Genomic DNA, 14225 nt, shown 5'->3' with positions numbered 1-14225 from the left:
GCTTAGGAGTTATGCTGCTCTACCATTGAGACTGTCTTTTTGCCGAAAGCATAAATAATGATGGATAAGGTTAATAACATCGTACTAATAATATAAAAGAAACTTATTCTTTGGAAAAATTGAATAAATAACCCGCCAATAATAGGTCCGCTCAAACTTCCTAAGCTAAAGAATATACCGCATAACAAATTTCCCGTTGCTAACAAATTCTTCGGAACTAAATCCGTCATATAGCTGATTCCGAGTGAAAATGTAGAGCCTACAACCATTCCAGATAAGAGGAAGGAGATGATAAGTCCAATAAAGGAATGTTCAAATATGCTCGCTGATGTAAAGGTTATAAATCCAAGAGAAAGAACAATCATTAATATATTTCTTCGTCCAAACGAATCGCTTAGAACACCTAATGGCAGTTGTGTGATGATACTACCAATGGCAAAGGCTGTTAACACTAAGGAAACACTGGCTACATCGATATCCCTTCTTAGTGCATAAACCGGAAAGCTGCCGTTTAAAGAGGATTCTAAAAAACCGTAGCAGAAAGGTGGAAGAAAAGCGACCCAGCCATATTTCATTGTTTTTCTAAAGCGCTTGATTGTGTTGAAAAATGAATTGATTTCTACTTCCTGTTCTGGATACTCGTTCTTTAGTGTAAATACAAACACCCAGCCAAATAAACATAAAATAGAGGAAACGATAAATGGCAATGCTTCATTAACATTAACAAGTGGTGTCATCAAAGGTCCGCTTGCAAATCCAATCCCAAAAAATAAGCCATACAAGGATATATTCCGACCTCTTTTTTCGGTTGGAGAGGAGGATGTAATCCAGGTTTGTGTGGCAAAATGTAAAGCATGGTCACCAATTCCTATTAGGGCACGCAAACAAAACCAAAACCAAAAGGATTTCCACAATGGAAACAGTGCAAGGGCAACAACCACCAGCCCGCCCCCGAGAATTATTGTTGGTTTATACCCATATTTTCGCAGCGGCATTTCCATAAAAGGAGAAACGACCAGGATTCCAATATAGAGTGCAGTCGCGTTTAATCCATTAAGGGAGGAGGATACCCCGCCTTGTTCAAAAATAACGGCAATAAGCGGAAGAAGCATTCCTTGTGAAAAACCAGAAATGGCAACTATAGTCACTAGAATCCAAAATTGAAATTTATTTTTAGTCATGATATGATCCTCGTTATTTGTTAATTAGTACTTCCATGAAATGGCTCCAAAAACGATGGTAACGAGAAAACAATGCATTTGCAAGTAAAATATTCTTCACCCTTTTAATGAATCCGAAAATAGGTTAATCTCTTACTGTAGGAATTTTTATACAATTTTTATATTTTTATCTTCAACTTTTACACCAACTTTAGGAGGGATAACGGTGGAAAAAATATTCATGCTGCTCACATTTATTGGCGTCCCACTTTCAGTCATTGGGACACTCATGCACTGGCCGACCATGATACTCTTTATTGTTTACTGTGTTTCAATTATCGCTTTGGCCAGTTATATGGGGAGGGCAACCGAAAGTTTGGCGATTGTCGCAGGACCACGGGTGGGAGGTCTCTTAAATGCTACTTTTGGAAATGCTGTTGAATTAATCATTTCCATTTTTGCTTTAAAGGAAGGATTGATTGGGGTTGTCCTGGCCTCCTTAACAGGGTCAGTTATAGGGAACCTGCTCCTCGTTGCTGGATTATCCTTCTTTATCGGCGGGGTTAAATTTAAAAGGCAGAAATTTAATGTTCATGATGCAAGGCATAATTCTGGACTACTCATGTTTGCAGTCATAGTTGCCTTTGTGATACCAGAAGTTTTTTCAATGGAAATGAATGAATCGAAAACATTATCATTAAGTATTGGGATATCAGTGATTCTAATCTTACTTTATCTTGCAGCACTTTTCTTTAAATTGGTTACCCATCGAGGGGTCTATCAAAGTGAGAATGCCGAAACACATCATGAGGAAGAACCAGAATGGAGCAAAGGAAAGGCAATTGGCGTTCTATTGGTCGCCACCTTAGCTGTTGCCTATATTTCTGAAAATCTCGTTCATACATTTGAATATGTAGCAGAATCATTTGGCTGGACCGAGTTATTTATCGGAGTCATTATTGTAGCCATTGTAGGTAATGCTGCCGAACACGCCTCTGCAATTGTCATGGCATTTAAAAATAAAATGGATATTGCGGTTGAAATTGCCATTGGATCAACACTTCAGATTGCCATGTTTGTTGCGCCAGTGCTAGTCTTAATTTCGCTTTTCTTTACTGAAGCCATGCCGCTTGTTTTTACAATGCCAGAGCTAATTGCCATGGTAACCTCCGTGCTTCTTATGGTTGTAATTTCGAATGATGGAGAATCGAACTGGTTTGAGGGACTAACTTTACTTGCAGCCTACTTCATTATGGGGATAGGGTTCTTCCTATTATAAAAATGGATACGTAAGAAGACTCTGTACCAGCAGGCACAGAGTCTTCTTATAAATTTTAAATTCGATGTAAGGGTAAATCATGTAATTGTGCTATAATGTTCAAGCATTATGCTATATGGGGTAAAACCAATCGCGTTTCTTGGGCCCATCAATCACCAACCTTCATGTTTAATTTATAATTGAAAAACACGAGTGTTGAATTTTCATATATGAGTGGAATCCCAACCTCCTTAGTGGTAAATGGTTCGTCGATTGATTACTGCCCTCCTTTTTTAAGGTTAAGTATATTATAACTGATTATTCGAATTTTGTAAATGTTCTGATTATTATTTTTTAAGGAGAAATAAATGGCATTATTTTATCGCTTTATATTCTTTATTGCAGGGTTATCCATTATGACCTTTGGTATCTGTTTAACCATAAAAGCCGAACTGGGAGCTGGGGCTTGGGATGCTTTGAATGTTGCTCTTACTGACTCGGTAGGTCTGACGATTGGTACCTGGATCATAATCGATGGAGCAGTGTTAGTAGCAGTAAATTCCTTATTGGTGAAAAGAAGACCTGAAATATTATCGATATTAACCATCATCTTAATTGGATCTTTAGTTGACTTATGGATGTTTTTTGTATTTGATCCATTGGAAGTTAACGGATTACTATTTAAGGTAGTAACCTTAGTTCTTGGAATTTTCATCATTGGGCTTGGTGCGGCCATCTATTTACAAGCAAAGTTTCCTTTAAATCCGATAGATTCTTTTATGATGGCCATTATAGAGCGTTTTCGAGTTAATTTAATGATGGCGAAGACGATTGGAGAACTGATAGCTTTAGTTCCAGCATTGATTCTTCAAGGACCCATTGGTATTGGTACAATCATTATCACTTTTACAATTGGCCCTTTTGTTCAACTGTGTTTTCCTTATTTTGAAAAATTAATGAATAGACTGTTAGAAGGTAATTTTCAGGGTAAATATTGAAATAATATCGAGGATATGGATAAAAGTTTTCAACTCCGAAAACACTATGAGCAGACTTATTACTGCTATATTGTGAAAGGAGTTTTTCTTTGTGAAAAAATTGATCACTGTCGTCATGACGCTGCTATTACTATTAGCTTTCCTGCCAACAGCTTCGGCTGAGAACGCAAATGCTAAAAAAGGACCTGTAAACTATCAAGTTCCACCTTCGGTACGTAATATAACAAAAGAAAATACCTATCCCAATTCAACTCAAGACTTGCCAACTTTGCAGCCTAGTGAGTTAACAAAAAAGCTCATTGACTCTTCCAAGGTGAAAATTGAAAATCCCGATTTAATCCGTATGTTGAATGAGTCAAGCATCAATAGTACACCGTTTGCACTTGGTTATCGAGCAATCGTATACCTTGGTCAGTGGCCATTAAATTATGAATCGACTGAAACGTCCTCGAACTGGGAATATCAAAAGGTTAATACCAACTATTATGATAATCGCGGCGGAAAGGTACCTTACCAGATCCATTATGTTCAAGAAGCGCAAAAAATTATCCGTGGCGGGTTAACAGCAAAAATTGCAAACGCTGAAGATGTAAAAAAGATGATGCTGTTAAAGGCTATGGAAAAAACACATCTTCCACTTTCATTTGATACGATTATCGGTGCAGGGACGAAAAACGACCATGTCTACAATATTCCTGTCAATCGCTTAGGGTACTTATATGCTTACGCACCAGCTGTTAATGAAAAAGGCAAAGTTACCTATGGTGAAGTTTATTTAATGCTTAAGGGAAATAAAAAAGTAATTGTTATTAAAAATGTAACGTCACAGGGAATCGGGGCATGGATTCCGGTTCAGGACCATGTTTCATTTGGTTTTGCTGCTTCAGAGAGACCAAGATGATTTTGGAGAAAGAACTCCTACAAAGGTCGTAGGGGTTCTTTTTTGAAAGGCTGTGTTAAAGCTAATGGTTGATTTTTCACTCTGTTGATTGGAGTGGAAGGCGCGAGACTCCTGCGGGAGACCCCGCAGGCGCTTATGCGCCGAGGAGGCTCCCCGGACCGCCCGCGGGAAGCGAAGCGCCTGGAGCGGAAATCAACAGACAAGTTTAACACAGCCTTTGAAAAAGAGTTGCAGAAAGTGTAGGATATTGGAGTAGAAGGGGGAGAATCAAATTGGGTAGTCCGACACATGATAAAAATACACAAGTTAGTTTTTTAAAGCAAAGATTGAACATGTTTCTAGATGTATTGGATGCTATTGATCCGGAGGATACGGATATTGATGATATTGACAACTTAATCAAAATGATTGATGAATTAGAATCCAAATGTAAGGAATTCAACCATCGTGAAGCACCAGAGTCTGTTTAAATGCAGACTCTTTTTATTTTGAAAACCTTTACCTTTAAATCATTTGCTTATAGGAGTATAATAATAATCGTCTAATAGTTGTAATTTTTAAATAGATTGCGAATCGGACAAGGGGAAAGGGGTACTTTAGGTGAATATCGAGAAATTTCAGGAAAGTATGTACAAGTTAGTAGTTGAAACTTCTACAAAGCTTCCAAAGGATGTGCGCCGTGCGGTTAAAGCGGCAAAGGAGAAGGAAAACGCTGGTACAAGTGCAGCAATGAGCCTTGCTACAATTACAAATAATATTAAAATGGCAGATGATCAAGTCTCACCTATTTGTCAGGATACCGGATTACCAACTTTTAAAATTAAAACGCCTGTTGGTGTAAACCAATTAGAAATAAAAGAAGCGATCAAAAATGCGATTGTCATCGCGACAAAGGAAGGAAAACTACGTCCAAACTCTGTTGATTCATTAACAGGAGAAAATAGCGGCGACAATCTCGGTGCAGGTTTGCCGGTTATGAAATTTGATCAATGGGAAAAAGATTATATCGATGTTCGTCTGATTTTAAAAGGCGGGGGCTGTGAAAATAAAAACATCCAGTACAGTCTTCCATGTGAATTAGAAGGGTTAGGAAGAGCAGGACGTGACCTTGATGGCATCCGAAAATGTGTCATGCATTCCGTTTACCAAGCACAAGGGCAAGGCTGCAGCGCTGGTTTCATCGGAGTTGGTATTGGCGGCGACCGTTCATCTGGCTATGACTTAGCAAAAGAACAGTTATTCCGCTCATTAGACGATGTTAATCCAAACGAAGATTTGCGCGCTTTAGAAGAGTATGTACTAGAAAATGCCAATAAATTGGGAATTGGCACCATGGGATTTGGTGGAGAAGCAACTTTGTTAGGCTGTAAAGTTGGGGTGATGAATCGAATACCAGCTAGCTTCTATGTATCTGTAGCCTACAATTGTTGGGCATTCCGCCGCTTAGGAGTGAGTATTGACCCTGTGTCAGGAGATATTAATGAGTGGATGTATCAGGAAGGCGATTTCATTGATTTCACTGAAACGGAAGCTGAAAAAGAAACAGCAGCAGCTCGTGCAAATGACGTGATTACGCTGCAAGCCCCAATAACAGAAGAACAAATCCGTGAATTAAAGGTCGGCGATGTAGTTCAAATTAACGGTATGATGTACACCGGTCGTGATGCGATTCATAAATACCTGTCTGATCATGATTCACCGGTTGATTTGAATGGACAAGTGATCTATCACTGTGGTCCAGTAATGTTAAAGGATAAAGATGGTATCTGGCATGTAAAAGCAGCTGGTCCAACCACAAGTATTCGTGAGGAGCCTTATCAAGGTGACATCATGAAGAGATTTGGTATCCGTGCTGTTATTGGAAAAGGCGGAATGGGTCCTCGTACGCTGGCAGCTTTAAAAGAGCATGGCGGTGTTTATCTGAACGCCATCGGCGGCGCTGCTCAGTACTATGCTGATTGTATCAAGGGGGTTGAAGGTGTTGACCTGATGCAATTTGGTATCCCTGAAGCAATGTGGCACCTTCGCGTGGAGGGCTTCACAGCCGTTGTTACAATGGACTCACACGGAAACAGCTTGCATGCGGATGTAGATAAGTCTTCATTAGAAAAATTAGAACAGTTTAAGGAACGGGTTTTTAGCTAAGTTTGAGGGTAGACTCCATTGCGGGGTCTACTTTTTTGTGATTTGATGGCTTGATTGTAGAAACTGTATGGTTTTTTGTAGAAGGTGTACGGTTAAATGTGGAAACTGTAGGGTTTTTTGTAGAAGCTGTACAGATAATTGTAGAAACTGTATGGTTATTTGTATGAACTGTACGGTTCTGGAGCAAAATCAATTCAGCCAACCAATATTAGTCAAAAAATGTTCATAATTATATTCAATTTTAGGAAGGAAAATAGGATTTAAAAAAGAAAATTCTTATCAAATGATTAGAGGAGGAAATTTTTTGTTTGATAAAAACCTAACTGTGCCCATACTTTTACTTCAAGCAGAGGCTGTAGAGAGAAGATTAAGTGGGAGTCATGAAAAAGTACAAGAAGTTAAAACCAAGATAAAGATTTTAAAGTCAGGTTATAATGGTGAAAAAATAATCAATTACCAATTAGGTCAAATACCTCATCATAAATACCACATTTTCCACGATCTCCGCCTTCCAATAGGAAAAGCATTTTTTCAAATTGACGCTCTACTCCTTTCTCCCAATATCCTAATGAACCTTGAAGGTAAGAATCATTCAGGAAAAATAACCATTGAAAAAAATCAAATGATTCAAGAGGCTTTTGATACGAGAGAGAGATTTGAAAATCCTGTTTCACAAGCAAATCGACATTCGTTATTATTGAAATATTGTATGGAAATAAACAATGTTCCTAAGATTTTTATTGATAATTTAGTTGTTTTTTCTAGGCCTTCCAGTGAAATTATTATATCTCCAGGTTACAAGGAAGCAGAAAATAAGGTCTGTAAATCACATGATTTAATAAAAAAGATTGAGGAAATTGAGGGTTATAATAAAAAGGTATGGATGAATGAACAAGATATTTTAAAATTAAGCGACCTTCTTTTAAAGAAACACACACCTAAGAGAGTAGACATATTAAAATTGTTCCAAATACTTGAATCGGACATTATTACTGGTGTTCAATGCCCTTTATGTTTAATTGCACCTATGATATATAACAGACATAAATGGGTATGTCCTTCATGTCAATGTATTTCAAAAGATGCCCATATAGGAGCAATAAACGATTATTTTTTGATTAATAAACCCTGGTTTACTAATTCAGAAATACGTCATTTCCTCAACCTTCCATCCCCGAGAGCGATTGCCTACTTATTATCTTTCCTAAATCTAACTCGAATAGGTCATACAAGTGACAGTGTTTACCACCAGCCTCAACTTTTTCCTTAAAATACTAATCATGTTTCCCAAATACAAACAAACACTATAAAAAACAAAATAGGGGGAACATGGATGAAGAAATTATTGTGCATCCTAAGTTTGCTGCTGTTAATGGTGCCTCAGGTTACGTATGGTTACGTTCCTAATAAGCCAATTAATTGGGGGTTTAAGAAAGCTGTTGATGAACAGCCGCCCGATGCTGGAGCAGAGTATGAGAAAGTGCTTGAAAAATACGGAGCTTTCTATAAAGGCGATCCAGACTCAAAGATCTTATATCTTACCTTCGATAATGGTTATGAAGCAGGATATACAGGTAAAGTATTGGATGTATTAAAAAAGGAAAAGGTTCCGGCGACTTTTTTTGTGACGGGGCATTATTTATTATCTCAACCTGAATTGTCGAAGCGGATGGTGGATGAAGGTCATATCATTGGAAATCATTCTTGGCACCATCCTAATATGACACAAATCAGCGATGAGCGAATTCGTGAAGAGCTTAGAAAAGTGAAGAATAAAACAAAAGAGTTAACAGGTCAAAAGAAAATGAAGTATTTGCGTCCTCCTAGAGGCGTTTTTAGTGAGAGAACGATGCAGATTGCAAAGGAAGAAGGCTATACGCATGTTTTCTGGTCATTGGCATTTGTGGACTGGGATACGAATGCGCAGAGAGGCTGGAAATACTCGTACGATAATATTATGAGACAAATCCACCCTGGCAGTATTTTACTTCTGCACACGGTTTCGAAGGATAATGCCGATGCCCTTGAAAAAGTGATTAAGGATTTGAAAAAGAGAGGATATAAATTTAAAAGTCTTGATGAATTTAAACCGGAAAAGAAAGGTCTTTCAAAGATTATACCGAGTTTTTGGAGAAAATAATTTGTAAAAAAGCTGGATTCGTCATGAATTCGGCTTTTCTCTGTTAATAATGCTATAATGCGGAGATATCAAACAGGTATTCGATGACTTTTCGATAAAAAAATTACATCACTTTGAAGCCGAATTTCATTTGAAATTCGGCTTTTTATTCTTTTAAATCGGCCTGAAAACACTATTAATAACTTCAAAATGGTAAAATAACGTTTTTTTACTATATATTTGGAAAATCGATGTAAACCTATTGTCTTAATAGATATATTGAATTTATTTTGGAATTTTACTTTTTTATAATAGTAATGGAATCAATAAATTAGAAATGCATTTATCTAAAGAGAGGGTTAGATCAAAACAACTAAAGCATACTTTATTTTTTATTGGTAACCAGAAATAATAATTTAGGAGGAAAGACGTAATGTTTATTCATAAAAAAGCAATACTATTTTTTTTACTAAGCAGTTTTTTATTACTTTCAGCATGTTCTAATGATGTAACATCAGATATGAACGAAAAAACAGATACATCCAAGACAGCCCAAACGACTATTGAAACAGAGGAATTGAAAGCAAATATTGAAAATGAAGAGTGGGTAATCGTAGATACAAGATCAAATGATGCATTCAACGGCTGGGCATTAGATGGGGTTGAAAGAGGCGGCCATATTAAAGGTGCTGTGGATTTTTCCGCTAGCTGGCTATTAGTAGAGACTGATAAAAAAGAAGAAAAATTAACTGAGGTATTGAAAAGTAAAGGAATTACAGCTGATAAAAAAGTTGTTCTTTACGATGCAAACGGTAAAGATGCACAAGCTGTTTCTGAATATCTAAAAAGTGAAGGCTTCAAAAATATTTATCAATATGATGTGAAAGAATGGGCAGCCAATAAAGACCTGCCATTGGAAAGCTATCCTAATTATGAAATGCTTGTACCGGCAACATGGGTCAACGATTTAGCTGCAAATAATAACGATGGAAATCCTTATAAAATTTTTGAAGTTAGCTGGGGCGAGGAAGCACCGGATTATAAAAAGGGCCATATTCCTGGAGCAGTCCATATTAATACGGATGAAGTTGAAGAAGGTCCAGTTTGGAATCGCTTGAAGGACAAAGAACTTGAAAAATTTGCATTAAATAATGGGATTACAGTGGACACAACAGTTGTTCTTTATGGCAGTGACTCAATGCCAGCTTTTAGAGCAGCTGTAATCTTAAAATATATGGGTGTCAAGGATGTCAGGGTGTTAAATGGAGGATATGCTTCATGGCAAGCTGCAGGTTATGAAGTTGAAAAAGAGGAAAATTCCAAAGAATCGGTTGCTTCTTTTGGAGATGTGGTACCTGCTAATCCAGAGTATATTATTGATTTACCAGAAGCAAAAGAAATTCTTGCTAATTCAGATACCAGTACACTTGTTGATATTAGAAGCTGGGATGAATATATCGGTAAAATATCAGGGTATGATTATATCGAAGCAAAAGGACGTCCAGCAGGTGCAATTTGGGGCCATGCAGGCTCGGATTCTAGTAACCTTGAAGATTTTAGAAGTATAGATAATACGATGCGAAACGGTTCGGAAATATTCGCAATGTGGGAAAAAGATGGGATTAACCCCGATAATGAGTTATCTTTTTATTGTGGAACAGGATGGAGAGCGGCGGAAGTGTTATTTTATGCAGACGTTTTAGGCTTAGAAAATATTTCACTGTACGATGGCGGTTGGAATGAATGGAGTATGGATCCTTCCAATCCTGTTGAAAAAGGAGAACCGAATAAAAATTAATAATATATTGTGGAAAAAGACAATTCGAATGTTGGTAATGTCTTTTTCTATCTGAATAGGAGGATATCATGATAAAAAGATTCCTTTTTTACTTGATGATGTTGATGCTGCAATTTTCTGTTATCATCTTAGCAATTGTTTTAGAGGATTTATCGTCTGAAAAAATGGGAGTTGCCAGATATTTATTATTTAAGAAGCAAGAGTTCGAAGCGTCGTTTTTTACTCCTTTTCTAATGAATCTATATACCTCAATTTTTGTTATCGGAACTATCATTTGTTTATCGATCCTGATGATCAAAGGTAAGAGTAGAAAAATAATCATTTCACTTCTATTTGCTGCTATTGCAAATTTAGTTGGAATCATTTTTATTCGATCTAATTGGCAGCTGGCTGCCTATCACTTCTTTTTAATTGGAATTTTCATCGTTATTGCATTTCAATATGTAGGAATTGTGTTTTCCACTCTTAAACGTCGTCCAGTTTAGCTGATTCTGTTTTTTCTATTAAACATGCTATAATATGGCATTGAATAATTTGGAGTGAACAAAATGAAAACAGATCAATCAATTAAGATACAGCTAAATCAGACCTTTCCCTTAACAATCAAACGACTCGGCATTAATGGGGAAGGTGTCGGTTATTTTAAAAAGCAGGTGGTTTTTGTACCGGGAGCCCTTCCAGGTGAAGAAGTAGTAGTCGAGGCAACCAAAATTAACCCTAAATTTGCTGAGGCAAAAATTAAGAAGATTCGTATTAAATCACCGCACCGTGTTCAGCCGCCATGCCCGGTTTATGAGCAATGCGGCGGCTGTCAGCTGCAGCATTTACAATATAGCCAGCAATTAAAAGAAAAGCGGGATATTGTCATTCAATCGCTTGAACGTCATACCAGGCTTGCCGTGGACAAACTTGATATCAGAGAAACCATTGGTATGGAAGATCCTTGGGGATATCGGAATAAAAGTAGTTTTCAACTAGCAGGAAGAGACGGAAAAGTTTTAGCAGGATTATACGGCTTAAACTCTCACCAATTAATTGATATTGAACATTGCGCCGTTCAGCATTCACAAACGAATGAAGCAGTAAATGCTGTTAAAAAGATTCTCGAAGAATTGAAAATTACAATTTATAATGAAAAATCACGCAAGGGAATCGTTCGGACCATTGTTACCCGTGTCGGTGTGCAAAGTGGCGAGCTTCAGGTGGTACTCATTACAAATCAAAAGGAATTACCGAAGAAAGAGCAGATTATTGAGGAAATCCAAAAACGACTTCCAAATGTGAAATCCATTGTTCAGAATATTAATGAACAAAAAACGTCACTTATTTTTGGCGAGGAAACGCTGCCGCTAGCGGGTGAAGAGTTTATCCAAGAAACATTGGGTGAACTGCAATTTGAACTATCAGCAAGAACCTTCTTCCAGTTAAATCCGATTCAAACCATTAAGCTTTATAATGAAGTGAAAAAAGCAGCAGCTTTATCAGGTAAAGAAAAAATCGTAGACGCCTATTGCGGTGTAGGAACAATAGGGTTATGGCTCGCTGATCAGGCAGCAGAAGTGCGTGGTATGGATGTCATTCCAGAATCGATAGAGGATGCAAAGAAAAATGCTAAACGGCATGGGTTCACCAACACCAAATATGTACCAGGAAAAGCAGAAGAGGTACTTCCAAAATGGGTGAAAAAGGGCTGGAAGCCAGATGTCATCATAGTCGATCCCCCAAGAACAGGTCTCGAAGGACAATTAATCCAAACCATTTTGCAGGCAGCACCAGAAAAGCTCATATACATTTCATGCAATCCGTCCACTTTGGCAAAAGATATTCAAATGTTAAGCGCCAAATACGAAGTCAAATATATTCAGCCGGTAGATATGTTTCCGCAGACCGCACATGTGGAGTGCTGTTCACTACTTATATTGAAAGACAATTAAATGATGTGGCCGTGTGTAAAAAGTCTCTCTGATATTCAGGGAGGCTTATTCTTTTGAGGTGTGATATGATAAAAACAGGAACATATATTCTTGTTTTATTGAAATTTAACAACGGGGATGGTGTGACTAATGGGTGACATAAATATTAAGCAAAAGAAATTTGCAGATTATTATATCGAAACTGGCAATGCCACCGTCAGTTATTTGAGAGCTGGATATGAAGCAGAAGGTAATGCTGCCGAGGTGAACGCCAGCCGCTTGCTAAGAAATGCTAAGGTCATGGAGTATATTAAGGAGCGGAATGAGCAATTGGATGTGCAATTTATTGCGGATATTACGGAAACAAAGCGGTTTTGGACGGAAATTATGCGGGATGAAAATGCTGACATGAAGGACAGGTTGAAGGCGTCGGAGTATATTGCTAAAACGAACGGTGCTTTTGTTGAGAAAAAGGAATTACAAGGTTCTTTTAACAATAAGATAGAGTTTGGGTTTGTTGATCCAACTGTTTCAGATGATTAATTAATCATACTGCTTTAAATGATGGAGAGAATTACAGTCATAATGATTGTATTTCTCTCTATTTTTTTAGCAATAATTATTGTAGCTAAAGTCCTATGCCATGATACAATTATAGTTGGAAAATTAAGGAGATGTATATGTTCTCAGGGGGAGAATAATGAGGAAGAGTTTAGTTGTAGTATTTGCCATGTTATTATTAACTGCATGTAGTAACAGCGTCAGTTCTAATGAAACTGTTTACCAATCTGAAATTGATGATCTTCAATCCACGATTGATGAAATGGAATCGACTATTAATGATATAGATACAAGGATTAGTGATTTAGAATCACAAAATGAGGAATTAACAAGCCAAAACGAGGATATGCAAAATAATTTGGATGATGCATTATCTCGGTTGGATGATCTAGAAATGAATCTATCGTACTGATTTAATAAGATACTAAAGGTGTTGTTATAATTTGTTAAGAGGAAGAGATGCATTATTTTATGGAATTGTTCTAGGTGGTATTGATGATTTTTTAGACTACTTGGATGAATTAGACGATAAAATAAATAAAGAAAAAATTACACTCGAAACAAATGCCGAAGGGTTATCCAAAGAAGACCAATTAGGTTTTTGGTTTGACTTTGCTGATGAACATGATAAGTATGAAAAAATATTTCCTGCAATTTTAAGGAAATCAATATTTACAAGTCTTTTTAGTTATTTTGAACACCAGTTATTTAATATGTGTAAGGACAAAGAAAAACTTAAATCTATTAAAAATGTGTATGGTTTGGATAAAGCCAAAGAATATTTATCAAAGATAGAAAATTTAGGTGAAATATTTAAGGGTAGAGAATGGAATATAATTAAACAATACAGTCAAGTTAGGAACTGTATTGTTCATGCGGGTGGAATTATATACCTTATGTCAAATGACGGTGAACAACAAAGTGTTCGTAATTTTATTAAAGCAACCAAAGGAATTATTATAAATCAAGGTGATGTTATAGAATTGGAAACTAACTTTTGTAAGGAATTTGGAAGTGTAGCTGGTGATTTTCTAGAGATTATTCATATCTCAATGAAAAATCATTAGGAGTTAAGTAAACGATTTGGTTAGGAACCAATACTGCCCACTGATAAATTAAATTTTTTTTGAAAAGTCCAAATGAATTTTTAAGTGATCTTGAAAGCTAAGAACACATAAGGAAATAAAAGAATACTAAGATCGGAAGGGGGGACATATTTTACTTATTTCACTAAACGGGTGCTTTACTTGAAGTTCCAGCTGCCAATCTTGGTGGCTTTTCTTATTGCACTAACGAAGCAGTTGTGCGGCCGAGCATAGGTCGTATCATATAGCGGGTGGGATTCCCGTCGAGAAAGAACTAGCCATTCACT

14 protein-coding genes are annotated in these 14225 nt (G+C 36.9%); 13 read left to right on the top strand and 1 reads right to left on the bottom strand.

What is annotated here, in order from left to right:
* Nucleotides 1-2 precede the first annotated feature (2 nt).
* Nucleotides 3-1181: an MFS transporter gene (locus TR08_RS29295; RefSeq protein ID WP_045524407.1), complete on the bottom strand. Its 1179-nt coding sequence runs from the start codon at nucleotides 1179-1181 to the stop codon at nucleotides 3-5.
* 205 nt (nucleotides 1182-1386) lie between these two features.
* Between TR08_RS29295 and cax the strand changes: the two genes are divergently transcribed.
* From cax to TR08_RS29230, 13 genes are all read left to right on the top strand, one after another.
* Complete coding sequence (gene cax, locus TR08_RS29290; protein WP_238579278.1) at nucleotides 1387-2439, top strand: calcium/proton exchanger; 1053 nt, start codon at nucleotides 1387-1389, stop codon at nucleotides 2437-2439.
* Between the two features lie 347 nt (nucleotides 2440-2786).
* Nucleotides 2787-3416: a YczE/YyaS/YitT family protein gene (locus tag TR08_RS29285; protein WP_045524405.1), complete on the top strand. Its 630-nt coding sequence runs from the start codon at nucleotides 2787-2789 to the stop codon at nucleotides 3414-3416.
* Between the two features lie 115 nt (nucleotides 3417-3531).
* Nucleotides 3532-4317: a YfkD famly protein gene (locus tag TR08_RS29280; RefSeq protein ID WP_193747888.1), complete on the top strand. Its 786-nt coding sequence runs from the start codon at nucleotides 3532-3534 to the stop codon at nucleotides 4315-4317.
* A 272-nt stretch (nucleotides 4318-4589) separates the two neighbouring features.
* The gene (locus tag TR08_RS29275) at nucleotides 4590-4787 is read left to right on the top strand and encodes an SE1561 family protein (protein ID WP_045524401.1); all 198 of its coding nucleotides are present in this window, start codon (nucleotides 4590-4592) and stop codon (nucleotides 4785-4787) included.
* 130 nt (nucleotides 4788-4917) lie between these two features.
* Nucleotides 4918-6462, top strand: coding sequence for a fumarate hydratase (locus TR08_RS29270; RefSeq protein ID WP_045524399.1), 1545 nt, complete (start codon nucleotides 4918-4920; stop codon nucleotides 6460-6462).
* A gap of 304 nt (nucleotides 6463-6766) precedes the next feature.
* Nucleotides 6767-7732, top strand: a complete 966-nt coding sequence (locus TR08_RS29265) for a nuclease-related domain-containing protein (protein WP_045524397.1) — start codon at nucleotides 6767-6769, stop codon at nucleotides 7730-7732.
* A 102-nt stretch (nucleotides 7733-7834) separates the two neighbouring features.
* Entirely contained in the window at nucleotides 7835-8602 is a 768-nt protein-coding gene (pdaA, locus tag TR08_RS29260; protein ID WP_238579287.1) for a delta-lactam-biosynthetic de-N-acetylase, read from the top strand.
* 412 nt (nucleotides 8603-9014) lie between these two features.
* Nucleotides 9015-10379, top strand: coding sequence for a sulfurtransferase (locus TR08_RS29255; RefSeq protein ID WP_045524393.1), 1365 nt, complete (start codon nucleotides 9015-9017; stop codon nucleotides 10377-10379).
* Nucleotides 10380-10447: 68 nt separating this feature from the next.
* Nucleotides 10448-10864 carry a hypothetical protein gene (locus tag TR08_RS29250; RefSeq protein WP_045524391.1) on the top strand — a complete coding sequence of 139 codons (417 nt, stop codon included), beginning with the start codon at nucleotides 10448-10450 and terminating at the stop codon, nucleotides 10862-10864.
* 63 nt (nucleotides 10865-10927) lie between these two features.
* Nucleotides 10928-12313, top strand: a complete 1386-nt coding sequence (gene rlmD, locus TR08_RS29245) for a 23S rRNA (uracil(1939)-C(5))-methyltransferase RlmD (RefSeq protein ID WP_045524390.1) — start codon at nucleotides 10928-10930, stop codon at nucleotides 12311-12313.
* Between the two features lie 129 nt (nucleotides 12314-12442).
* Entirely contained in the window at nucleotides 12443-12835 is a 393-nt protein-coding gene (locus TR08_RS29240; protein ID WP_045524388.1) for a terminase small subunit, read from the top strand.
* Between the two features lie 157 nt (nucleotides 12836-12992).
* Nucleotides 12993-13265: a hypothetical protein gene (locus tag TR08_RS29235; protein ID WP_045524386.1), complete on the top strand. Its 273-nt coding sequence runs from the start codon at nucleotides 12993-12995 to the stop codon at nucleotides 13263-13265.
* A 31-nt stretch (nucleotides 13266-13296) separates the two neighbouring features.
* Nucleotides 13297-13920, top strand: coding sequence for a hypothetical protein (locus TR08_RS29230; RefSeq protein ID WP_045524384.1), 624 nt, complete (start codon nucleotides 13297-13299; stop codon nucleotides 13918-13920).
* Nucleotides 13921-14225: the final 305 nt, after the last annotated feature.

Source organism: Neobacillus niacini (assembly GCF_000759675.1).
In the GTDB taxonomy this organism is placed as follows: domain Bacteria; phylum Bacillota; class Bacilli; order Bacillales; family Cytobacillaceae; genus Neobacillus; species Neobacillus niacini_A.
Note: the sequence above shows the minus strand (reverse complement) of the source record. Positions and strands in the feature narration are given on the sequence as shown.